This is a genomic window from Ottowia caeni (assembly GCF_050821495.1).
Taxonomy (GTDB): Bacteria; Pseudomonadota; Gammaproteobacteria; order Burkholderiales; family Burkholderiaceae_C; genus Ottowia; species Ottowia caeni.
Genome location: NZ_CP151080.1, coordinates 3,200,984 through 3,225,071, shown reverse-complemented (window position 1 = coordinate 3,225,071; position 24,088 = coordinate 3,200,984). Strand labels below are relative to the sequence as shown.

Below are 24,088 nucleotides of genomic sequence, written 5' to 3'. Positions count from 1 at the left end.
GGCCTGGCTCAGGCCATAGCTTCTTCGCTTTGGCGGCTGGCTCGCGGGTCGGTGCGGCGGGCAGCGTTGGCGGACTGTTTGAATGGCTCGTGCCCAACGCGCCGCAGCGTGTCGATGAAATGCTCAGCCGCGCTCAGGCGCAGGTCGCGGTAGGTGTCGAGAATGGCTTCCACGACCCCTGGAACCTCTGCGGCAGAAAACGAGGGGCCCACGACCTTGCCTGGGTGCGCCGGGCCAGACAGTGCCGAGCCATCGGAGCCGCCCAACGTCACCTGATACCACTCCTTGCCGTCCTTATCGACGCCCAGAATGCCGATATGGCCGCTGTGGTGGTGACCGCAGCTGTTGATGCAGCCGCTGATGTGCAAGTCAATGGGGCCCAGATCAGTCGCTTCGTCGATGTCCTGGTACAACTCCATCAATGCGGCGGCAATCGGCAGCGAGCGAGCGTTGGCCAGCGAGCAATAATCACCTCCGGGGCATGCAATCATGTCGCTGATGAGACCAATATTGGGCTGTGCCAACCCGAGCGACTTGGCTTGCTCGTAGAGGGCCGGCAGGTCGCTGGCGTGCACCCACGGCAACGCCAGGTTTTGTTCGTGCGTCAAGCGCGCTTCACCGGCACTGAAGCGGTCAGCCAGTTCGGCCACTGCAGCAAGAACTGCCGCGTCGGCATCGCCCGGGGCGGCGCCAGGACGCTTGAACGAGAGATTCACCACTCGGAGCTCCGGCAGGCGGTGGGCCCGAACGTTCTGCGTGAGCCAGCGCTGGAAAGCACGGCTGTTGACATCAACCTGGCTGGGCTGGTTGGCTGGCCGAAGCTCAGGCACCACGAAGTTCGCTGACACCCGGTCCAGTTCGGCCTGCGTAATGGTGTGGGGGGCGCCATCCTGTTCCACAATGGCGCGGTACTCGGCTTCCACTTCATCGATGAAGCGTTGGCCCTCGGCCTTCACCAGAATCTTGATGCGCGCCTTCCATTTGTTGTCGCGGCGTCCATAGCGGTTATAGACCCGCACCACCGCCTCCAGGAAGTTCAGCAGCTGATTCCAGGGCAGGAACTCGCGCACCGCAGTGCCAATCACCGGCGTGCGGCCCATGCCACCGCCCACTTTCACCGTAAAACCGACTTCGCCTGCGTCGTTGCGCAGAGCTTGCAGACCCACGTCGTACCAGCCCGTGGCGGCGCGATCTTCCTCAGCGCCATTGAACGCGATCTTGAACTTGCGCGGCAGGAATGCAAACTCAGGGTGCAGCGTGCTCCACTGGCGCAAAATTTCGGCGAAGGGCCGTGTGTCGACGATTTCATCTGGGGCGATCCCCGCCAGCGCTTCGCAGGTGATGTTGCGAATCGTGTTGCCGCTGGTCTGGATGCCGTGCATCTGCACGCTCGCCAGCAACTCCATGACATCAGCGGCCTTGGACAGTGGGATCCAGTTGAACTGAACGTTGGTGCGCGTCGTGAAGTGGCCGTAGCCGTACTGAAGCAGTGGCGCCGCCAGGGTCAGGCCCGGTTGGGCGGCTTGCAGCTCATCCTGCGTGGCCTGGGCATGGGCCAGCAGGTCGGTGTCAGGGCGGTCGTAGTCACGCGCTATGCGGGCGAGCACGTGAAGCTGCTCGCTGCTGATTTCGCCGTAGGGCACGGCAATCCGGGCCATGGGGGCATAGCGCTGCACGTACCAGCCATTCTGCAAGCGCAAGGGCAGGAATTGCTCGTCAGTCAATTCGCCGCGCTGCCAGCGCTCCAGTTGGTCACGAAACTGCTGGGCGCGCAGGGCAACGAACTGTTTATCAAAGTGGGTGTATTGGTACATCAGCTTATTCAGTGGGACACCTGGATGCCCAGGCGGGATTTCTCTGCCACCGAATGTACCTATCCCTTATGCAATAACAAACCAATACTTTGTTGTTGATATATGCGTATTTGGAATAAGCGCCCCGTGGGGGAATTTCCTAACCACAATTCGTTCTTTCCCCGCACGGGGTGGTAAATCGGCATGAGGCTTACAATCAGCCCCGCAATCTTGCCGACATGGGTTCCCTCGCCCCCATTCACCAAAAAGGACTTGTCATGACGTCAGTTCAGGCACCGCCGTCTCGCGTGCCGTTTTATCTCTCTGCCCTGGTGGCTTTTCATATCGCCATCATCATCGCCAGCAATTACCTGGTGCAGTTGCCCATCAGTTTGCTGGGCTATCACAGTACGTGGGGCGCGTTCAGTTTCCCATTCATTTTTCTGGCAACCGATCTCACGGTCCGGCTCATCGGTAAATCACCCGCACGCCGGGTCATCACGCGCGCCATGCTGCCTGCGTTGCTGGCCTCCTATGTGGTGGGGGTGCTCTTCCACGAGGGGCACTTCAACGGCATGGCAGCGCTGGGCGACTTCAACAGTTTCGTGTTTCGCATCGCCCTGGCCAGTTTCGCAGCCTACGTACTGGGCCAACTGCTCGACATTCAGGTGTTTGATCGCATCAGGCAGAAGAACCGAGCCTGGTGGTTGGCGCCCGCCGCAGCCTCTGTGTTCGGCCAGGCGCTGGACACAGCAGCCTTTTTCAGCATCGCTTTCTGGCGCAGTATCGACCCCTTCATGGCCGCGAACTGGCAGGAAATTGCCGTCGTCGACTACGTGATCAAGCTTGCCGTGAGCCTGTTGCTGTTCGTGCCCGCGTACGGTGTGGCGCTGGCTGCAGTGGTGCGCGCCATGCGCCGAAGCTCGGTGCCTGCAGTGGCCGTGCCCTGACACCGGGTGCGGTCAGAGACTCCCGGTTTCAGTTTTCTCTTCCCATTCGTTGAAATTGCACATCTGCCAGGGTGATCTTGCCGGATTGTCCGGGCAGGCTCAGGCGCAATTCACTCAAACGACCCATGTCCAGGCCCTGGAAGGCGCTAAGCGGAATGGCCACCATGTTCATCAGCTGCGCAGGTTCGCCGTTCACAAACGGAAGGTCTTCTGCATTCGGCATCAGTGGTGAGCCTGAACGGGGTGCGGTGGTGCCCAGATAAAGCGCGTCGCTGAAGCGGCTGGCTTTGACGGAGGCGGATTTCCCCGAAACATCTTTCAGCGAGACTTGGATCTCCTGGCCGAAGGGGCGGACAATGGCGACTCGGAATGAGAGAGTGTCGTAGGCCTGTGCGGATGCACCCTCCAGCATGGTGGACATGCTGGCTTGTGGGCTGCTCCAGGATAGCTGAATATGCTCGGCAATGGAGCGCAAGCCACCAGTGGACGATTGTCTGGTTTCAAAACCGGGAAGCCGTCCAGGCATGCAGGCTCCTTCCGCATAGCTGTTGCCGTAAGGCATTTCGCATAGCGAAGCGGCATCAAAGCCGCGTAACGTCACCAAGCCACCCAGGTCGTTTCGGCCCAGACTGTCTGCGTACTCAAAGCGGTGGATGCTGAGTCGTTTGGTGGCGTCTTGCTGAATGGTCAGGGCGACCCGCGCATCGCACGGCCATTCGCCTTCTGGGCATGCGGCCTGCGGCAACTGCGCCAGGCCATTCCAGTACGGCCCGAAGGCCGCTTCATTGCCCACAAAATGACGCATGAAACTGTTGATGAGGAAAAGTCCGCCGCGACGCTGGTCTTCGGGCGTCAGGTGGGGCGTTTTGTCGCGCTGCGCATCGCAATAGCTGTCATGAGGGAGATAGGGAGGGTTGGTGTCGTCATTCACCCATTCAGTGTTGTAGTAGTTGTGATTCGCGCCTCGGACCAGCACTTGCATGGCGCCGGCCGTGTCGTAATCGAACCCGTAGCGGTTGTTGTCGTACGTGCGCGCCCCCTGAAGATTGAATACGTCTCCGTCGCACGAAGGCAATACGACGGCCAGCGGAATGTTGGCCAAGCCTACTGTGCCGTAAAAATCCGTGGGGGCCAGCAAAAGCCCTCCTCGAAAGTTGTAGGGCCTCGTTGTATTGGCAGTCGGGCTGAAGATGATTTCCTCGGTTTCAATGGCTTTGGCGAACAACTGGTCGTCCACGAAGCCAGGAGCCGTCACGGCGCTCAGCAAATCAGGGTAGTGGGCGAAGGCGTCCGGCGTTCTAGCTAGTTGGTACTTCAAGGCGTAAGGGGTGACGGATTCGCGCTGCAGGTTGAACTTGATGGCATTGGTCAGCCCCTGGCCTCCTCGTGAGTGGCCCATCAGGCCAATACGTTCGAAATCCAGCTTGCCTTGCAAGTCGGACATCCATCCGGGGCCGCCCGACTTGTCGATTGAGCGCAGTTGGTCCAGCGTTCCCAAGATCAGCTGTCCCCGCGACACGCTGGAACTATCGCCGGCGTTGGTGGGAGCCAAGGGATCATCGGAGCTTGCGTTGATAGCGTTGGCGTCGATGGACACCGCAACGTAGCCGTGCTCGGCCAGATCTCGCGCCAGATAGTCGTAGCCGAGGTAGCTGGGATCTCTGGGGTCATGGTTACCGTGCAAGAGCAAGATGACAGGGAAGCGGTCATTCACCCTGCCGCTTTTGGGTAGGGTCGCCTGTGGGTAACGGATGGCGCCTCGAATGGGGGTGAGGAATACGTTCGGAGTTGGTACGGCGCCCAGCACCGGCAAATGGCCAAGTTCATACTTGATGGCTGGCGATGCCACGTGAGTAGGCTGGTCCTGAGTGGCGGGGGCTATCTGCGTGAAGCGCACCGGATCTGTGGGCTGTGGGGATGGCGTTGGCTGAGGCTGCCCGTCTCCTCCTCCGCAAGCCATCAAGGACAGCACCACCGCTAAAGCCAAGGCGAACCTACCCATTCTTCTCTCCTCGTTGTTTGTTGGTTGTAACCTGATTGCTGCAGCAGGGGCGATTGACTCCCTCTCCTTTCGGGAGAGGGAAAAAGAACGAGGCCTCTTGTTTCTCCCCGGAGCGCCGGGCGCCCATAGGCCCCTGAGAAGCTCTAAAGCACGTCGCTGGCAAAATCCGCCAGTCGCGAACGCTCGCCGCGCGCCAGCGTAATGTGCCCGCCATGCGGCCAGCCCTTGAAGCGGTCGACCGCATAGGTCAGCCCCGAGGAGCCCTCGGTCAGGTAGGGAGTGTCGATCTGCGCCAGGTTGCCCATGCAGATGATCTTGGTGCCAGGGCCGGCGCGGGTGATCAAGGTCTTCATCTGCTTGGGCGTCAAGTTCTGCGCCTCGTCAATGATGATCCATTTGTTCATGAAGGTGCGCCCGCGCATGAAGTTCATGCTCTTGATCTTGATGCGGCTACGAATCAGTTCGTTGGTGGCGGCACGCCCCCATTCGCCGGCGCCACCGCCATCGCCTTTGGCCAGAAACTCAAGGTTGTCGTCCAGTGCGCCCATCCAGGGGCCCATTTTTTCCTCTTCAGTGCCGGGCAGAAAGCCAATGTCTTCGCCCACACTGACCGTGGCGCGTGTCATGATGATCTCGGTATAGCGCCGCTCATCCAGTACCTGCGTCAAGCCTGAGGCTAAGGCCAGCAGCGTCTTGCCTGCGCCGGCGGTGCCAGCGAGGGTGACAAAATCGATCTCTGGGTCCATCAGCAGGTTGAGCGCAAAATTTTGCTCCCTGTTGCGGCTGGTGACACCCCAGACGGAGTTTTTCAGGTGGCTGAAATCCCTCAGAGTCTTGAGTACCGCCGTCTTGTCGCGTATTTCGGTCACGCGGGCGTACAGGCTTGGTTCGCCAGGAGCTTCAAAATACACGAATTGATTGATCATCAGGCTGGGCACGATCGGTCCGCTGATGCGGTAGAACGTGTGGCTGCCTGATTGCCAGCTTTCCACAGCCTTGCTCTGGCGTGTCCAGAAGTCTGGCGGCAACTGCAGGGAGCCGGCATAGAGCAGGTCGCCGTCTTCCAGGGTCTTGTCGTTCTCGTAGTCCTCAGCGGCCAAGCCCAGCGCACGCGCTTTCACGCGCATGTTGATGTCCTTGGACACCAGGATCACTTCGCGTGGAGCGTGTTTTTTCTTCAGCGCAGCCACCACGCCCAGAATCTTGTTGTCTGCCTTGCCTTGTGGCAGGGCGGCCGGCATGATGGCCTCGAGAGGGTGGTTTCGAAATACAGCTTGCCTCCGGCGTCACGGTAGCCGGTAGAGTCGAGCTGGAGCCCTTCGGCCATGTCGGCGCCCTTGACTCCGGCCAACGCATCGAGCAGCCGGCTGGTTTGCCGACCGTTGCGGGCGACTTCGGTCATGCCCTTCTTATGGTTGTCCAGTTCTTCCAGCACGATCATTGGCAGGAAGATGTCATGCTCTTCGAAGCGGAACAGCGCCATCGGGTCGTGCAGCAGCACGTTGGTGTCAAGTACAAAAAGGCGCGAAGGAGCGCCCGCTTTGGCCTTGCGCTTCGGACTGGCCCTTGAACTTGATTTTTCGGGGGCTGAAGGGGGTGTGCTGGGCTTCGCCTGCTTGGTGCGCGCTGGCAAGCGTGCCGCAGGAGGCTCCGTTGCAACTGGCTCGGGGGTCTTGATGGCCTGGGTGGCAGGCGCTGCCTTTTCAGTAAGCAGGCGAGCCATGGGGCGGGTTGCTTCGGTCGTCTCGGTGGGCTCTGTGGTTGCCGTACGAGCTTTGACTCGGCGGGCAGACAGATCGATCACTTCGAGCGGCAACTGGGCGCCGCGCTTGGCGGGCGGGGGAGGCAGAGGCATGGAAGTTACTTCAGACGTGTGGCAAGAAACGAAAAAGCCGCCTTGAAGCCAAGACGGCTTTGAAGTGGGTGGGCGTTTCGCTGTGCAATAGCATTCAGGACATTATGCACAAGCCCAGGTGACACCAGCAAATTGCCAGCAGTCACCAACCGAGATCAACATGGCAGGGCGCGGTTCAAGCGGCCTTTTTCATGACCTTGACGGCTTTGAGGACATCTTCCACGTGCCCCGGCACTTTCAGGCCACGCCACTCCTGAACCAGAATGCCTTCTGCGTTCATCAGAAAGGTGCTGCGCTCAATGCCCTTTACCTTCTTGCCGTACATGATCTTGTTCTTGACCACGCCGAACATGTGGCACATTTTTTCTTCGGTGTCGGCAATCAGCTCAAATGGCAGCTCAAGCTTGGTCTTGAAGTCTTCGTGCGACTTCATGTTGTCGCGCGAAACGCCAAAGACCACGGCGCCAGCCTTGACAAAATCCTTGTACTTGTCGCGAAACTGCATCGCTTCCGTGGTGCAGCCCGGAGTGTTGTCTTTGGGATAAAAATAAAGAATCAGTGCCTGCCCAAGGTGTGAGGTATTGGTAACCTTGATGTCGCCGGTGGCGATCGCTTCAAATTCGGGCAGGGGTTTGTTGACAACGATCGCCATATGAACTTCAATCTCTCTCGTGACGGGTTTTTTGTGGACGCGGCACGCCATACCCCGGCGTTACGCCGGCGCTGCAACCCGTACGTGTTCAATTGAGAACCACAAGCCTAATAGCCTCAGCCTGGGCTGTGGGCTCAACCAGATCGTCGGGCGCCGCAACAGTCGGCAAACATGGATTTTACCCCATTTACAAGTTTGGCGCCTATGGCGACCACGAGGCCGCTCTATAAAGCAAGGTTTTCAGGACGCGGCGGGGTTCGATTCCACCAGCAGAGCGACCACCACACGCCGCCCCTCGCCAGCGAGGATGTTGTAGGTTCGGCAGGCTGCGGCGGTATCCATGGTTTCCAGGCCGATTCGAGCCTCCACCAGCGGACGTAGCCACTCTGGGCGAGGAAAGCGAAGCCTCTCGCCGCTTCCGAATATCACCAGCTCAGGCGCAGCATTCGCGAGACTGGCAAAGTGATCTGCGGTGAGGTGGTCGAACTGGTCGCAATTCCAGGGCGCGCGTTCGCCGCTGGCGTGCAGCACAAGGCTGTGTTTGATCCGTTCGCCTCCTACCGCAATCCACCCGGGACCGTAGCCGCTGATGGTTGCGGCTCCTATGAGGTCTGGCTGAAATTTCATGGCTTGGGCGCTTTCTTGGTGAACTGTGGTCAAATTGTAGGTTTCCCCAGGCAGGGATGCCCTGCATAACCCTCGCGGGTTGGTGGTAATGCGGATCGCCCGAGGCCGTGCTGCCACCGACCGCAGGGAGTTATGCAGAGCATCCCTAAAAGCATGTCGGATGAGGTAAACCGGAGAGCGAAAAAGGGCTGCTGCAGTCCATTCGCAGCTTGCGGCGTTACCAAGCTCGACCGAGATCGAGGGCTCCTGGAGCACGATCGCCTGTCGGATAGTTCGTGGATCAGATTACGACTAAAGGCTCCATCATGAAGACTATCAAGAAGTCGGCCAAGCTTGCCAACGTACTCTACGACGTACGCGGTCCTATCGTGGACGCCGCCAAGCAGATGGAGGATGAAGGCCAGAAGATCATCAAGCTGAATATCGGCAATCTGGCGCCGTTCGGCTTTGAGCCGCCCGAAGAAATCGTGCAGGACATGGCCAAGAATTTGCCCAATTCTGCCGGCTACTCCGACAGCAAGGGGATTTTTTCGGCACGCAAGGCCGTCATGCACTACACCCAGGAGCAGGGCATTGCGGGCGTCACGCTGGAAGACATTTATCTTGGCAACGGCGCAAGCGATCTGATTGGCATGGCCGTCAACGCCTTGCTTTCCGATGGCGACGAAATGCTGGTGCCCGCGCCAGACTACCCTCTGTGGACCGCGGTGGCTAGCCTTTCAGGCGGCAAACCCGTGCATTATCTTTGCGACGAGGCCAACAACTGGATGCCGAGTCTCGACGACATCCGCGCCAAGATCACGCCGCGTACCAAGGCCATCGTGGTCATCAACCCAAATAACCCTACTGGCGCACTCTATTCCGACGAGCTGCTGCTGGGCATCGTGGCCATTGCTCGCGAGCATGGGCTGGTTCTGATGGCCGACGAGGTTTACGACAAGGTGCTGTACGACGGTGTAAAGCATACGGCCATGGCGTCGTTGTCCACCGACGTGCTCACGTTGACGTTCAACTCGCTCTCCAAGGCATATCGGTCTTGCGGGTTCCGCGCTGGCTGGATGGTCATCTCTGGCGACAAGAGCAAAGCCACGGATTACATCGAAGGCCTGAACATGCTGGCCAATATCAAGCTTGGCTCCAATGTGCCTGGGCAGTACGGCATTCAGACCGCCCTGGGTGGCTACCAGAGCATCAGGGATCTGGTGGGTGAGGGCGGGCGTTTACGCCGCCAGCGCGATCTCGCGTACGAGCTGATTACCGCCATACCCGGTGTCACCTGCGTCAAACCTCAGGCGGCGCTCTATATGTTCCCACGGCTCGATCCCAAGATGTATCCCATTGAGGACGACCGTCAGTTTTTCATGGAAGTCCTGCGCGCTACCCGTGTGATGCTGGTGCAGGGTTCGGGCTTCAATTTCCCGGATCATCAGCACTTCCGCATTGTTTTTCTTCCCCACGAAGATGACCTTCGCGTGGCGATCGGGCGTTTGGCCAAGTTCCTGGAGCAATATCGCGCCAATTCCGCGCGCCAGTCTTCAGTGGTCGACATTGCTTCCAAGAAAGCAGTTGCCTGAATCCAGTTTCGATTATTTGACTTTTTTCATCCCATGAATCCCATCCAAGTAGGCCTGCTGGGCATTGGTACCGTTGGCAGCGGCACATTCAACGTTCTGAAGCGCAACCAGGAAGAAATCCGGCGGCGCGCAGGTCGCGGTATCACCATTACCATGGTGGCTGATCTCGACACCGCACGCGCTCAGGAAGTTGTTGGCCCAGAAGTGCAAGTGGTGTCCGACGCCCGGGCCATCATTGCCAACCCCGAAATTGAGATCGTGATCGAGCTGATCGGCGGCTATGGCATTGCCAAGACGCTGGTCATGGAGGCCATCGCCGCCGGTAAGCATGTCATTACCGCCAACAAGGCGCTGCTGGCCGTGCATGGCACCGAAATTTTCGAGGCCGCGCAGAAAAAGGGCGTGATGGTGGCCTTCGAGGCTGCGGTGGCGGGTGGCATTCCAATCATCAAGGCGCTTCGCGAAGGTCTGACGGCCAACCGCATCCAGTGGATCGCCGGCATTATCAACGGCACCACCAACTTCATTCTCAGCGAGATGCGCGACAAGGGGCTGGATTTCGGTACCGTCCTCCAGGAGGCTCAACGCCTGGGCTACGCGGAAGCTGACCCCACTTTCGACATTGAAGGGGTAGATGCGGCGCACAAGGCGACCATCATGAGCGCCATCGCCTTCGGCATTCCCGTGCAGTTCGACAAGGCCTATGTCGAGGGTATTACCAAGCTCGCGGCGACCGACATCAAGTATGCGGAGCAACTTGGTTACCGGATCAAGCTACTGGGTATCACCAAGCGCCGCGAAGGCGAGGGCGTGGAGTTGCGCGTGCATCCCACGCTGGTGCCCACGCGTCGGCTTATCGCCAACGTGGAAGGTGCCATGAACGCCGTGGTCGTCAACGGAGATGCCGTGGGCACCACGCTTTACTATGGCAAGGGCGCGGGCAGCGAACCTACCGCCAGCGCGGTGATCGCCGATCTCGTGGATGTGACACGCCTGGCTACCAGCGACCCACAGCACCGAGTGCCGCACCTGGCTTTCCAGCCCGGCGCCATGCGCGACGTGAGCGTGCTCCCCATGGAACGCATCATTACCAGCTACTACCTGCGTTTACGCGTCAAGGACGAAGCTGGTGTGCTGTCTCAGGTGACCAGCATCCTGGCGGACGCAGACATCAGCATCAATGCCGTGTTGCAGCGTGAGGCCGACGACGTCGCAGGTACCGACGCTGGTGCGGGCGAGGCCACGCCCGACCAGACCGACCTGATCATCCTTACCCACGATACGGATGAAGGCACGATGAATTCGGCGCTTGCCCAGATGCAAGCCTTGCCGGCTGTGCTGGCGCCCATTGTTCGCATCCGTAAGGAAGAGTTGGCCTGATCTCGCGCTTATGAACTACCTCTCTACCCGCGGCGACACCACGCCACGCAAGTTTTGCGACATCCTGCTGGAGGGCCTGGCGCCAGATGGCGGGCTGTATCTTCCGGATCACTACCCTCAGGTCGATACGGCCAAGCTAGCAGCCTGGAGAGAGTTGCATGCCAAGCACGGCTATGCGGCCTTGGCCTTTGAAATTCTCTCGCTTTACATCGATGACATCCCAGCCGCCGATCTCAAGGCGATCTGCGCCAAGACTTACACGGCTGAGGTGTTCGGAACGCCAGCCGTTGTACCGCTGAAGGAACTGCGCGAGGGCTTTTTCCTGGAGGCACTGTCCAATGGCCCCACGCTGGCCTTCAAGGACATGGCCATGCAGTTGCTCGGCAACCTGTTCGAGTACGAGCTGGGCCGGCGGGGACAGGAGTTGAACATTCTGGGTGCCACCAGTGGCGACACAGGCAGTGCTGCCGAATACGCCATGCGAGGCAAGAAAGGCATCCGTGTGTTCATGCTCAGCCCGCACGGGCGCATGAGCGCATTCCAGCAAGCACAGATGTTCTCGCTACAAGATGAGAACATCCATAACATTGCCATAGAAGGCGTGTTCGACGACTGCCAGGACATCGTCAAGGCAGTCAGCAACGATCTGGCGTTCAAACGCCAGTACAGCATCGGTACCGTGAATTCAATCAACTGGGCGCGGCTTCTGGCCCAGGTGGTCTACTATTTTGCGGGCTATTTTCAGGCTACCAAGTCTGATGCGGAGAAAGTCAGCTTCACGGTGCCGAGTGGCAACTTCGGCAACGTGTGTGCCGGCCATGTCGCGCGCATGATGGGCTTGCCGATTCAACACTTGGTGGTGGCCACCAACGAGAACGATGTTCTCGACGAGTTTTTCCGCACCGGTGTCTACCGCGTGCGGGGTGCGGCAGATACACACGAAACCTCCAGTCCGTCGATGGACATCAGCAAGGCCAGCAACTTCGAGCGCTTCGTGTTCGACCTGCTCGGGCGAGACGGTCTGCGAGTGAAAGCCCTGTTCGGCGAGTCACTCGCCAAGGTCGGGGCCTTTGATCTGAGTGGAGATGCTGCTTTTCGTGATGCGCGCGACCGCTACGGATTCCTCAGCGGCAAGAGCACCCATGCCGACCGCCTGGCGACGATCCGGCAGGTTTTTGAGGAGCACGGCACGATGATCGACACGCACACCGCCGACGGTGTTAAGGTGGCTCGTGAAAACGAGGAGGCCGGTGTGCCGATGATCGTGCTGGAAACAGCGCTGCCCATCAAGTTTGCCGAAACCATCGTCGAAGCCTTGGGCCGCGAACCTGAGCGGCCTGGCAAATTCGATGGCATTGAAGCGCTGCCGCGCCGGGTGCAGGTCATGGCTGCCGATGCCGGGGCGGTGCAACGCCTCATTGCAGCAACTTGCAACTGATCGCCAATCGGGCGCGCCCATGAAGGTGGTGTGCTTTGCTGGCTATTCCGGCTCCGGTAAAACCCGGCTCCTCGAGCGTCTAATTCCCGCGTTCAAGCAGCGCGGGCAGCGTGTTTCAGTGATCAAGCATGCGCACCATCAGTTCGACATAGACTACCCAGGCAAGGATTCCTTCCGCCATCGCGAGGCGGGGGCGTTTGAAGTGGTGGTGGCCTCCAGCCGGAGGCTGGCGCTCATACGCGAATTCGAGCAGGAGGCGCCGCTATCGGTGCACCAGCTGGTCGCCGAACTCGATGCAAGCGTTGATTGGGTACTTATAGAGGGTCTCAAGCAAAGCGACTTGAACAAAATAGAGGTCTGGCGTGCCTCGGCGAACAAACCCGCGCAGTACCCCCATGATCAGCTCATCATGGCTGTTGCCACGGATGCACCTTCCGGATTGCCGCAGACTACCCCGCGCCCGGTGCTGGATTTGAACGATGCTGATATGGTGGTCAACTGGCTGCTGGAGAATCAGCACTGTTTCGAATATGACCCAGATCGCTACAGAGTCGACCGCGCTTTAACCGCCGGTTAATGAACACCTGACGGTCAACCTACATTCACCGCACATGACTGATCCTATCGAACGTCGCAAGCCACTCATGCCGCTTGATGAGGCGCTGGAACGGCTGCTGGCGAATGCTGCCCCGCTGTCACGTCATGAACTTGTCAGCACTTTCGATGCCGATGGCCGGGTGCTGGCCGAGGACGTTGTCTCTGAATTGCAGGTGCCGCCCTGCAATAACTCCGCCATGGACGGCTACGCCGTGAGGTTGTCGGACGTGGCATTGCCAGGTACGGAGTTGCCGGTGTCGCAACGCATCGCTGCGGGCCAGGCCGCCGCGCCTTTGGCTCAGGGGAGCGTTGCACGTATTTTCACTGGTGCACCCATGCCCGAGGGCGCAGAAGCCGTGGTCATGCAGGAGGACACCGAGCCGCTCGATGATGGCAAACGAGTGCGCATCCAGGTCCTGCCGGTCGCGGGGCAGTGGGTGCGAACGGCAGGCGAAGACGTCTCTCGCGGAGCCGTGATTCTTCGGCGGGGGGAGCGTTTGAAAGCTGCCAGTATCGGCTTGGCTGCTGGCATTGGCCGGGATCAGCTCAAAGTTAGCGCGCGGCCACGGGTGGCGCTGTTTTCCACGGGTGACGAGCTAGTCATGCCAGGCGATGTACCGCCTGAAAAAATGAAGCCTGGCGCCATATACAACAGCAATCGCTACTTTTTGAGGGCGTTGCTTTGCAGAATGGGGTGTGAGGTGACGGATCTGGGTATCGTGCCGGATCAGCGGGCGGCCACCATTGCGGCGCTGCAAGGTGCAGCCGAGCAGCACGACGTCATCCTGACCAGCGGGGGCGTCTCGGTAGGTGAGGAGGATCACGTCAAGCCGGCGGTGGAGACGCTAGGCTCACTCGATCTGTGGCAAATAGCCATGAAACCGGGCAAACCCTTCGCCTACGGTCAGGTCCGCCGCACCAATGAGGAAGAAGGGTTTGCATATTTTTTTGGTTTGCCCGGCAATCCGGTTTCAAGTTTTGTCACCTTTTTGCTTCTGGTGCGACCCTTTTTGCTGAAGTTGCAGGGAGTGATCGACGTGACGCTGCAGCCGGTGCCCATGCGGGCCGATTTTGCATCGACCAGGCCCGACAAGCGGCGTGAATTCTTGCGGGCCAGGCGCAACGAGAAGGGCGGCCTTGATCTTTTCCGCAACCAGAGTTCAGGCGTACTCACGTCTATGCACTGGGCCGATGGGTTGATTGATCACCCGGCGGGGGCCACCATATCGGAAGGCGACACCGTACGCTTCATTCCCCTGGTAGAACTACTGTCCTAAGACCATGAAGACCATCAGGATCCGTTACTTCGCCAGCATCCGCGAGACGCTGGGCACGGGCAGTGAAACAGTGCAGACATCGGCCGAAACGGTCGGCGCACTGCGCGATGACTTGATTGCCCGGGGCGGTGCATATGCAGATGCTTTGGCACGCGGTAAAGCCGTACGCACTGCGGTCAACCAGGTCATGAGCAGCGAGCAATCCGCCCTCCAGGATGGGGTTGAGTTAGCTTTTTTCCGCCCGTCACCGGCGGCTGAAACTCCTCTTGCATCAGTAGTACTTTAAAACTCAATATAATTCGCTGTCCTGGCAGAGTTTTATTGTACGAAAAGACTCTTTTCATAGAGTGGAGTGCGCAGCCCTGCCAAGGACCATGCGCCTTCAGGGTAGCAAAAAAGTATTTCTGGAGCCTGTCGGACTTGGAGCGCCGAAAGCGAAAATGGGACCCAGCGAGGACAGTTTTTGCAGGATTCGCAGGCCCATAGCTCAGCTATGGGTCAAGAAGACTATGAAAAATGGACCGCTGCGTCCCATTTGCAGCCGGCGATTTCCAAGTCCGACAGGCTCCTAGGTCATGCCTATTGCTGGCGCTAGTGTCATTAGCCCCTACGCGCTGAGTTACGGGTGCTCTGCATAACCCTCGCAACCGCAAGGAGTTATGCAGGGCATCCTTACGGCGTTTTGTAGCGGGCGAATCCAGCCATCAGCCGGGAAGCAGTCATGCTCGAACTGAGAGAGGACGCGAAGAAGCGTCCGTTTTACTATTCACTTTATTTCCAGGTCATCCTGGCCATCGTCCTGGGTGTGGCCATGGGCCACTTCATGCCGGACGCGGCAGTCAATATGAAGCCGCTTGGCGATGGCTTCATCAAATTGATCAAGATGATCATCGCGCCCATCATCTTCTGTACCGTGGTGGTGGGCATCGCCGGCATGGAAGACATGAAGCGCGTGGGAAGAACTGGTGGCATCGCGCTGCTGTATTTTGAGATTCTCAGTACCTTGGCCCTCATGGTGGGTCTGGTGATCATCAACATCGTCAAACCGGGGGCGGGCATGAACGTGGACGCCTCCACTCTGGATGCAGAGGCCATTGCCAGCTATACCCAGCCAGGGCAGATGCAGGGAACGGTGGATTTCCTGCTGAACGTGATTCCAAGCACCATCGTCGATGCGTTCGCCAAGGGTGAGATCTTGCAGGTCTTGCTTTTTGCCGTCCTGTTCGGCTTTGCGCTGCACAAGTTCGGGGGTCGCGGAACACTGGTGTTCGACTTCATAGAGAAGTTCTCTCACGTGCTGTTTGTCATTGTGGGCTACATCATGAAGCTCGCGCCTCTCGGGGCATTTGGTGCCATGGCGTTCACCATTGGCAAGTACGGCCTGGGTTCGCTGGTGCAACTGGGCTCACTCATGCTCACCTTCTACGCCACCTGCCTGTTGTTCGTCTTCGTGGTGCTGGGGCTGGTGGCCCGCTGGGCTGGTTTCTCGATCGTGAAGTTCCTCAGGTACATCAAGGAGGAGTTGCTCATCGTTCTGGGTACGTCTTCGTCGGAAACCGTGCTACCGCGCATGATGGCCAAGCTCGAGAACCTGGGCGTGCGTAAATCGGTGGTGGGCCTGGTGATTCCCACCGGGTACTCCTTCAACCTCGACGGCACGTCCATTTACCTCACCATGGCGGCAGTCTTCATTGCGCAGGCCACCAACACGCCCATGGATCTCACCCAGCAGATCACCCTGCTGCTGGTGTTGCTGCTCACCTCCAAAGGTGCGGCGGGCGTCACGGGTAGCGGCTTCATTGTGCTGGCTGCGACGCTCGGTGCCGTGGGTGAGGTGCCGGTGGCGGGCATCGCGCTCATTCTGGGTATTGACCGATTCATGAGCGAAGCGCGGGCACTCACCAACCTGGTGGGCAACGGTGTCGCCACCGTGGTCGTCGGAAAGCTCACGGGTGACCTCGACACCGAGCGCATGAACAAGGTGCTGAACAACGACGCTTCTGTGCTGGCTGACGATCCGGAAGAAGTACTGGACGAGCAAAACACCAGAATGAACGTGCCAGCGAAATAGGGAAGGCACGGGTGGCCTTACTCGGCCACAATAAAGCCATGGTGAACGTGAGCATTTCTATTCAGACAGAGGACTTCAATCTCACCGATGAGGTCGCCATCCTGCGCGCAGGAAACCCCCGCATTGGGGCTGTTTGCGCGTTTGTAGGTACTGTTCGGGACCTCAGTGAGGGGCAAAGTGTGGGCTCCATGGAGCTTGAGCATTACCCCGGCATGACCGAGAAGGCGATCGAGGGCATGGTCGGCCAAGCGCTGGCCCGGTTCCAGTTATTTGGCGTTCGGATCATTCACCGCATAGGCGTGCTGGCTCCACAAGACCAGATTGTGCTGGTGGCTGTCACCTCGGCGCATCGGGGTGAGAGCTTTCAGGCTTGCGAATTCCTCATGGACTACCTTAAAACACAGGCCCCCTTCTGGAAGAAGGAGCAGACCCCCGAGGGTGCTCGCTGGGTGGACGCACGGGCAGCCGATGATGCGGCGCTGGCACGCTGGGGCATAAACTCCAGCAACTCCTGAGTGCTCCGATTGATTGATCGCTTTGAACGGTGGGGCCGCTGTGTTCTCGGGCCCCTGACCGCGCTGCTGTTTTCGGTCGTTGCGTTCCCTGCGGTGGCCGGCGATGGCGCTCGACCGAAGGCCAGCAAGCCTTGGGCAGCACAGGTCACCTACGTGGTGGATGGCGATTCCATCTGGGTGCGCTCGGAGGTGGATGGGCTGCGCCGCAAGCTGCGCCTGAGCGGAGTCGACGCGCCGGAAATCTGCCAGAGCCACGGCGCGTCGTCGCGCGCGGCCCTGCAGGCACTTGTGCAAGGCCAGCGCATTCTCGTGCATGTGAGAGCGTACGATAGGTACGCTCGCGGCATTGCCTCCATCGAACGGGTGAGCGACGGGCTTGATATCGTAGGGGCCCTGGTGGCTGAAGGCTGGGCCTGGAGCGAGGATTACCGTGGTAGAAAAGGGAAATACTGGCGCGAGCAGGCCGAGGCCCGCGCCGGGCGAAAGGGCATGTTCGCCAAGGGGCAGCCAGAGACGCCTGCAGCTTTTCGAAAGCGGCACGGCTCGTGCAGTCTTAAGCGAAAATGACTTTGCAACGGCTTTCCAACTCTTGAAAGCTTGGCCGTGGGCCCTCACCTGCACCATCAATTGGAGGTTATTCATGCGATTGGACAAACTCACTACTAAATTTCAGGAGGCCCTGGGCGATGCCCAGTCGTTGGCCCTGGGAAACGACAACGCTTATATCGAACCCGTGCATGTGCTTGCGGCCATGCTCCGTCAGCAGGAGGGGCCCAAAGCGCTTCTGCAGCGCGCCGGCGTGAACGTTGGCCGCCTGTCTCAAGAGGCCGAGGCGGCCATCAAACGCTTGCCTAGCGTTCAAGGGCAAGAACAGGTTTCCGTGGGGCCGGAGCTCAACAAGCTGCTTCAAGCCACTGAAAAGGAAGCCATCAAGCGCGGCGACCAGTTCATTGCGGCCGAGTTGTTTTTGCTCGCACTCGCGGATGCCAAGGGTGAAGTAGGCCGAATTGCACAGGAAAGCGGTCTTACCCGCAAGAACCTGGAGGCCGCTATTGACGCAGTGCGCGGTGGGCAGACCATGGATTCGCCAGAAGGCGAGTCTCAGCGTGAGGCGCTGAAAAAATACACCATTGATCTGACCGAGCGCGCCCGCCTGGGCAAGCTGGATCCCGTGATCGGCCGCGACGACGAAATTCGCCGAACCATTCAGGTTTTGCAGCGCCGCAGCAAAAATAACCCCGTGCTGATCGGTGAGCCGGGCGTGGGCAAGACCGCCATCGTTGAAGGGCTTGCTCAGCGCATCGTGGCCGGTGAAGTGCCCGACACTCTGAAAGACAAGCTGGTTCTGTCGCTAGACATGGCTGGCCTGCTGGCTGGCGCGAAGTACCGCGGAGAGTTCGAGGAGCGCCTGAAATCCGTGCTCAAGGAAGTGGCCGCCGAAGAAGGGCGGATCATTCTTTTCATCGATGAGTTGCACACCATGGTGGGCGCTGGCAAGGCAGAGGGCGCTATCGACGCCGGCAACATGCTCAAGCCTGCACTCGCGCGCGGAGAGTTGCATTGCGTCGGTGCCACCACGCTCGACGAATACCGCAAGTACATCGAGAAAGACGCGGCCCTGGAAAGGCGCTTCCAGAAGGTTCTGGTGGGCGAGCCCAGTGTGGAAGACACCATTGCCATCTTGCGCGGCCTGCAGGAAAAATACGAAATTCACCACGGCGTCGACATTACCGACCCGGCCATTGTGGCCGCGGCCGAACTGAGCGCGCGCTACATCACAGACCGCTTCCTGCCCGACAAGGCGATCGACCTGATCGACGAGGCCGCGGCCAAGATCAAGATCGAGATTGACTCCAAGCCTGAGGTGATGGACAAGCTCGACCGTCGCATGATCCAGCTCAAGATCGAGCGCGAGGCCGTCAAGAGGGAAAAAGACGAGGCTTCCCAGAAACGCCTGGCCCTGATTGAGGAAGACCTCGGCAAACTCGAAAAAGAATACGCCGACCTGGAAGAAATCTGGAAAGCTGAAAAGGCCAACGCCCAAGGCAGCGAACAGTTGCGCAAGGAAATTGACCAGATCAAGTTCCAGATTCAGGAGGCTACCCGAAAGGGAGACTTCAACCAGGTGGCCGAACTCCAGTACGGCAAACTGCCTGCAATGGAGAAGCAGCTCAAGGAAGCCCAGGCCAGCGAAGGCAAGCGCGAGAAAACCACGCCTCAACTCTTGCGCACTCAGGTGGGTGCGGAGGAAATTGCAGAGGTGGTGAGCCGCGCCACCGGTATCCCCGTCAGCAAGATGATGGAAGGCGAGCGGGAGAAGCTGCTGCACATGGAAGGCGCTTTGCACCAACGTGTGGTGGGGCAAGATGAGGCCATCAACGCCGTTGCCAACGCCATTCGTCGTTCCCGCTCGGGCCTGAGTGACCCCAACCGTCCGCTGGGCAGCTTTCTGTTCCTGGGCCCTACAGGCGTTGGCAAGACAGAGCTGACCAAAGCCTTGGCAGGCTTCCTCTTCGACAGCCAGGACCACATGATCCGCATCGACATGAGCGAGTTCATGGAAAAGCACAGCGTGGCAAGGCTGATTGGCGCGCCTCCAGGCTACGTGGGTTACGACGAAGGCGGCTACCTGACTGAAGCAGTGCGGCGCAAACCCTACAGCGTAGTGCTGTTCGATGAAATCGAGAAAGCGCACCCGGACGTGTTCAACGTGCTGCTACAGGTGCTGGACGATGGTCGCCTGACCGACGGCCAGGGTCGGACGGTGGACTTCAAGAACACCGTGCTCATCATGACCAGCAACATCGGCTCACCCATGATCCAGAGCATGGCAGGCCAGCCGTACGATGACGTCAAAGATGCAGTGTTCGGAGAGCTGAAGAACCACTTCCGTCCTGAGTTCCTGAACCGCATTGACGAGATCGTGGTATTCCACGGCCTGGATGCCTCGCAGATCGGATCTATCGCGCGTATTCAGTTGAAAACGCTCGCGGAACGGTTGGAGAAAATGGACTTGCATCTGCAGGTCTCTGACCAGGCGGTCTCTGAGCTGGCCAAGGTGGGCTTCGACCCTGTGTTTGGTGCCCGTCCGCTCAAGCGCGCGATCCAGCAACGCATCGAGAACCCGCTTTCCAAGCTGCTGTTGGAAGGCAAGTTCCCGCCGAAGTCTGAGATCTCCGTAACCGTGGACCCGATCACCCAACCCGGTGTGTTCAAGTTCACGGCATAAGGTTTAGGGCCTGATCACGTGAGCCTTCCTCTGCGCAATGCAAGGGGAAGGCTCGCTGTAGCGATTTTCAGAATCTTGGGAAAAGTACTCCGGCAAGGCGTTATTGCGTGCCTCAGCCAGCGGTTCAATGAACTATTCCCAAAAAGGGTTAGGTGCCGAAGCCCTGAGTGCAAAATCTGGCCAAAAATGACATTCTGTCTGCTGGAGCTTTCATCCACTTCTGGCCGATAGCTCCATTCCACCGGCGTCCCCGAAAGCAGTTATAGGCTGATTTGCCGCCTTGGTTGAACGTCCGCTATAGGCACTTCTATCGAAGTTGCGCTCCCCGGCCTATTCTGTTGAAAACTCGGAAATTACCCAGCACTCTGCGGTCATAGAAAAATCGACCTCTCAGATCGCCCCAGAATCGACGATCTCACATGCGTGAAGGGGTAAGGCACCCCCGATAACATTGCTAAATCGGAGGCAGGGAGTTTTTCAACAGAATTAGCCTGAACCTGCCACGCCAGAAGTCGGTCCTGTCGCGGCTGCGGCCGGTGAGCGATCAAGTACTGATAGCGCCTCTGAAGGCGGGAACCGACATCCAGAGCGTGCCGCCGAGTGCCAGTAATGCGTAACAGTTCAGCCGACCACCCGATACAATTCAAGATTCAAGCAGTCGCTCAAGCCCATCCAGTCCGACCGGTGGTTTGGCTGTCCAGGGGACGGTATATGTGTTCTTGGCAAGGCCGGCAGCGATGCGCGCAAGCTGTAGGCGCTCCCCCTGGAGCCTCGCCCTCAGAACCGGGTCCCGCGTGTGAGTGGCCAGAATGGATTTGTTCACTACCCATGCGTAGGGCTCAATCCGGGCCCGGCGGAGGTCTTCCTGCAATGCCGCGGCCTGTGAAACTGGGGTAGTTTCAGGCAATGTCACGAGAATGATGCGGGTGTAGTTGGGGTCCTGCAGGCGCATCAAAGGGGTGACCACATGGGCTGCAGACTTGCCTTCAAACTCACGGGTCATCTGACGGTGGTAGGCCCCTGTGGCGTCCATCAGCAACAGTGAATGCCCGGTTGGTGCAGTGTCGAGCACCACAAATGCGCTACGTGCTGAAGACACGGTTCGTGAAAACGCATGAAACACAGCGACTTCTTCCGTGCAAGGCGACTGCAAGTCTTCAAGCAATAGCGCCTTCTCCTGTTCGTTAAGTCCGGTCCCACGCGAGGCCATGATCTTGTCTATGTAGCGTTGTGTCTCCAGCTTCGGGTCAATGCGGCTCACTTCCAATCCGGGGAGTTGCCCTTCCAGTGTCGAAGCCAGATGGGCGGCCGGATCGGTGGTGCTCAGATGCACGGCGTGACCACGCCGCACCAGGCCCACCGCCAAGGCTGCCGCGATGGTTGTCTTGCCGACGCCACCTTTGCCCATCACCATGATGAGCCCCTTGCCAGCCGCCGCCAGTTCATCGACCAACTTTTGTAGACCATCGGCAGCCCAGTTTTCTGGGTTCGCATCTGGGGCGGGGATCAATGCTCGCGCAGCTTCATCGTCGAGCAGTGCACGCAGTGCTGCCAAACCGACGGTGTCAAAGGCGCGCAAGGGCACGGTGATTTGTGGCAGTGCCTTGAGCGCCTCCGGCATGCTGTCGAGAGCTTGCTGGTTCAATGCTGCCAGGGCATCGGCAACCGCGTCTCCCGGGGCGGTCGCGCGAAATACTCCGTTCACCACCAGGTGCTGCTGTCGCAGCCCCAGTTCTCGCAACTCGCCCGATGTGCGAGCAGCCTCGGTCAAGGCGCCCTTGTCGGCCCGTGCCACCAGCACGACGGTCGTTTGCGTGGCATCGCTCAGTGCGGCCAGAGCCGCATTGAAACGCGCCTCTTGCATCTTCAGCCCGGAGTGCGGCCCCAGGCAAGAAGCGCCCCGGTCGTTGTCCTTGAGGAAGCCGCTCCACGCCTTAGGCAAGCTGAGCAAGCGCAAGGTATGGCCAGTCGGGGCGGTATCGAACACCACATGGTCATAGCTTGCCGCGCCGTCACTCAACAGGCTGGAGAACTCGTCGAACGACGCGATCTCAGTGGTACAAGCACCTGAGAGCTGTTCACGAACCGTCTCACGCTCTTGCTCAGTGCTGCTGCCTTCCATCTGCGATAGCACTCGCTGACGGTAGCTCTCTGCCGCCACATCCGGGTCGATGTTCAGAACCGACAGGCCAGGCACGCCGGGTACGGGCGTCGGCGAGTTTCGTAGGGGAACGCCGAGCATCTCGTCCAGGTTCGAGGCCGCGTCTGTGCTGACCAACAGAACGCGCAGACCCGCGTCTGCGAGTTGGATGGCCGTGGCTGTGGACAAGGATGTCTTGCCGACGCCTCCCTTGCCTGTGAAAAATACGTAGCGGGTGGGGTTGGAAAGCAGCTTCATCGGATGTGATGGACGTGTTGGCTATACGCAAGCCTGTGACTTCAGGCGAGCAAGACTTGAATCTCGAGGTGACCTGGAACGCCGCCTGCATGGATTAGTTTGCCATCAACCACAATACTTTTTCAGTCGAACGGATGGGCGAGCAGACTAGCTATTTACGATTACCGGCGATCAATGACTGTCGCTGTTGAGCGCGGCGCTGAGGGGGCCAGATCTTGTTCGTGGGTGATCGCGAAGTGTCACGACAAGCCGACTCCAAGGGTATCCACTGCATCGTGCGTTGAAGGCAAAAGCACCCGCCGTGCTAACGCAGTCTTAAGTGACCCTGCCAAAGTCCGATTATTCGTAAACTGTTACCTTTAACACAGTTTTCCGTTCAAGCAAACAGGGTTTTCATCAGCATGCTTTTCAATCCGCTTCAAGTCGGCTCCCTCACACTTCCCAACCGCATCATTCTGGCACCGCTGACCCGCACCCGTGCCGACGCTGGCCATATGCCCAACGCGCTGATGGCCGAGTACTACAGCCAGCGTGCCACTGGCGGTCTGCTGATTTCCGAATGCACCATGGTGGCGCCCGGCACATCGGCCTTCATCAATGATCCTGGCATCTACAACGACGCGCAGATTGCAGCCTGGAAGCAGGTGACCGACGCCGTGCACGCCAAGGGCGGACGCATCTTCGTGCAGATCTGGCACGCTGGCCGCGCAGCCTACCCCGGCGCCGTCGATGGCGCCCCCATTGTTTCCAGCAGCGCCACTGCCATCGAGGGCGAGATCCACACGCCCCAAGGTAAGGTGCCGCACGCGGTGCCCCGCCCGCTGACCGTCGAAGAGATTCCCGGCATCGTGGAGGCGTTTGCCCAAGGCGCACGCAACGCCATTGCGGCCGGCTTTGATGGTGTGGAAGTGCACGGCGCCAACGGCTACCTGATCGACCAGTTCCTGCGCGACACGCCCAACCAGCGTGCCGATGCCTATGGTGGCTCGCTGGAAAACCGTGCACGCTTGCTGTTCGAGGTACTCACCGCCGTTACCCAGGCCATCGGTTCCGAGCGTGTGGGTCTGCGCCTGTCGCCGCTCAACAGCTACAACAGCATGAAGGACAGTGATCCACTGGCCCTCATCGGCTTCCTGGCCGACAAGCTCAATGCCTTCAAGCTAGCCTACCTGCATGTGATGCGAGCCGACTTCGCAGACGTGCAGAAGGCCGATGTCATACCCGTAGCGCGTGAGAATTACAAGGGCGTGCTGGTGGGCAACATGGGCTACAGCGCTGAAGAAGCCGAGGCCGCCATTGCTGAAGGCAAGCTCGATGCTGTGGCTTTTGGCACCGCTTTCCTGGCCAACCCGGACCTACCCGCACGCATCAAGGCCAAGGCACCGCTGAACGCGCCTGACTCCAACACGTTCTACGCAGGTGGTGCCAACGGCTACACGGACTACCCGACACTACAGGTCGCGTAAATCAGAGCCCCTAAGATCGAAGAGGCGAGCCACGGTATGCCTAAAGCTGTGAACTTCGGTCTTGCGAAGCTGTGAATCGTTGGCGCCTACCGATTGGTCTGCGCCATCACGAGCTTGTGAGGAGTCATTAGCAAGTGACTGCATCTGGCCGCGAGCGTGAATTCGCGGTCTGATCCAGATGCCAACATTCGACATGCGCAGTCGGGTTGGCAGGTTCAGAAGCCTCCAGCCCGGTATCTACACAGTGAGCTCCGCAGCTAGGCG

16 protein-coding genes and 2 pseudogenes are annotated in these 24,088 nt (G+C 59.3%); 12 read left to right on the top strand and 6 right to left on the bottom strand.

Annotation, left to right across the window (positions count from 1 at the left end):
* Positions 1-8 precede the first annotated feature (8 nt).
* On the bottom strand, positions 9-1,814 hold the full coding sequence (locus tag AAAK34_RS15225; RefSeq protein ID WP_231694474.1) for a nitrite/sulfite reductase: 1,806 nt from the start codon (positions 1,812-1,814) through the stop codon (positions 9-11).
* A 257-nt stretch (positions 1,815-2,071) separates the two neighbouring features.
* On the opposite strand from AAAK34_RS15225, the gene AAAK34_RS15220 reads away from it, so the two are divergent.
* Complete coding sequence (locus tag AAAK34_RS15220; RefSeq protein ID WP_231694475.1) at positions 2,072-2,743, top strand: 7-cyano-7-deazaguanine/7-aminomethyl-7-deazaguanine transporter; 672 nt, start codon at positions 2,072-2,074, stop codon at positions 2,741-2,743.
* Between the two features lie 28 nt (positions 2,744-2,771).
* On the opposite strand, the gene AAAK34_RS15215 is transcribed toward AAAK34_RS15220, so the two are convergent.
* The 4 genes and pseudogenes from AAAK34_RS15215 to AAAK34_RS15200 all read right to left on the bottom strand — a co-directional run bounded on the left by AAAK34_RS15215 (position 2,772) and on the right by AAAK34_RS15200 (position 7,879).
* Positions 2,772-4,745, bottom strand: coding sequence for an alpha/beta hydrolase family protein (locus AAAK34_RS15215; RefSeq protein ID WP_431777452.1), 1,974 nt, complete (start codon positions 4,743-4,745; stop codon positions 2,772-2,774).
* Between the two features lie 143 nt (positions 4,746-4,888).
* A pseudogene (locus AAAK34_RS15210) lies at positions 4,889-6,600 on the bottom strand (PhoH family protein).
* A gap of 175 nt (positions 6,601-6,775) precedes the next feature.
* On the bottom strand, positions 6,776-7,252 hold the full coding sequence (locus tag AAAK34_RS15205; RefSeq protein WP_231694536.1) for a peroxiredoxin: 477 nt from the start codon (positions 7,250-7,252) through the stop codon (positions 6,776-6,778).
* 240 nt (positions 7,253-7,492) lie between these two features.
* Positions 7,493-7,879, bottom strand: coding sequence for an Mth938-like domain-containing protein (locus tag AAAK34_RS15200; RefSeq protein WP_231694478.1), 387 nt, complete (start codon positions 7,877-7,879; stop codon positions 7,493-7,495).
* A gap of 305 nt (positions 7,880-8,184) precedes the next feature.
* Between AAAK34_RS15200 and AAAK34_RS15195 the strand changes: the two genes are divergently transcribed.
* From AAAK34_RS15195 to clpB, 10 genes and pseudogenes are all read left to right on the top strand, one after another.
* Positions 8,185-9,453 (top strand): pyridoxal phosphate-dependent aminotransferase, encoded by a 1,269-nt coding sequence (locus tag AAAK34_RS15195; protein ID WP_231694479.1) that lies wholly within the window; start codon positions 8,185-8,187, stop codon positions 9,451-9,453.
* Positions 9,454-9,486: 33 nt separating this feature from the next.
* Positions 9,487-10,833, top strand: coding sequence for a homoserine dehydrogenase (locus tag AAAK34_RS15190; RefSeq protein WP_231694480.1), 1,347 nt, complete (start codon positions 9,487-9,489; stop codon positions 10,831-10,833).
* A 10-nt stretch (positions 10,834-10,843) separates the two neighbouring features.
* Entirely contained in the window at positions 10,844-12,271 is a 1,428-nt protein-coding gene (gene thrC, locus AAAK34_RS15185) for a threonine synthase (protein WP_231694481.1), read from the top strand.
* Positions 12,272-12,290: 19 nt separating this feature from the next.
* Entirely contained in the window at positions 12,291-12,848 is a 558-nt protein-coding gene (mobB, locus tag AAAK34_RS15180; RefSeq protein ID WP_231694537.1) for a molybdopterin-guanine dinucleotide biosynthesis protein B, read from the top strand.
* A 34-nt stretch (positions 12,849-12,882) separates the two neighbouring features.
* The gene (locus AAAK34_RS15175) at positions 12,883-14,145 is read left to right on the top strand and encodes a molybdopterin molybdotransferase MoeA (RefSeq protein ID WP_231694482.1); all 1,263 of its coding nucleotides are present in this window, start codon (positions 12,883-12,885) and stop codon (positions 14,143-14,145) included.
* Between the two features lie 4 nt (positions 14,146-14,149).
* Positions 14,150-14,403, top strand: a pseudogene (locus AAAK34_RS15170) (MoaD/ThiS family protein).
* A gap of 463 nt (positions 14,404-14,866) precedes the next feature.
* Positions 14,867-16,216, top strand: coding sequence for a dicarboxylate/amino acid:cation symporter (locus AAAK34_RS15165; RefSeq protein ID WP_231694484.1), 1,350 nt, complete (start codon positions 14,867-14,869; stop codon positions 16,214-16,216).
* Positions 16,217-16,254: 38 nt separating this feature from the next.
* Positions 16,255-16,731, top strand: coding sequence for a molybdopterin synthase catalytic subunit (locus tag AAAK34_RS15160; RefSeq protein ID WP_231694485.1), 477 nt, complete (start codon positions 16,255-16,257; stop codon positions 16,729-16,731).
* On the top strand, positions 16,732-17,298 hold the full coding sequence (locus tag AAAK34_RS15155) for a thermonuclease family protein (RefSeq protein ID WP_231694486.1): 567 nt from the start codon (positions 16,732-16,734) through the stop codon (positions 17,296-17,298).
* A 73-nt stretch (positions 17,299-17,371) separates the two neighbouring features.
* Positions 17,372-19,960 (top strand): ATP-dependent chaperone ClpB, encoded by a 2,589-nt coding sequence (clpB, locus tag AAAK34_RS15150; RefSeq protein ID WP_231694487.1) that lies wholly within the window; start codon positions 17,372-17,374, stop codon positions 19,958-19,960.
* Positions 19,961-20,603: 643 nt separating this feature from the next.
* Here clpB and arsA read toward each other — a convergent pair.
* A complete protein-coding gene (arsA, locus tag AAAK34_RS15145) occupies positions 20,604-22,358 on the bottom strand; it encodes an arsenical pump-driving ATPase (RefSeq protein WP_231694488.1) in 1,755 nt (584 codons plus the stop codon).
* Between the two features lie 401 nt (positions 22,359-22,759).
* Here arsA and AAAK34_RS15140 point away from each other — a divergent pair, with 401 nt between their 5' ends.
* Complete coding sequence (locus tag AAAK34_RS15140) at positions 22,760-23,824, top strand: alkene reductase (protein WP_231694489.1); 1,065 nt, start codon at positions 22,760-22,762, stop codon at positions 23,822-23,824.
* The last annotated feature ends 264 nt before the right edge of the window (positions 23,825-24,088 follow it).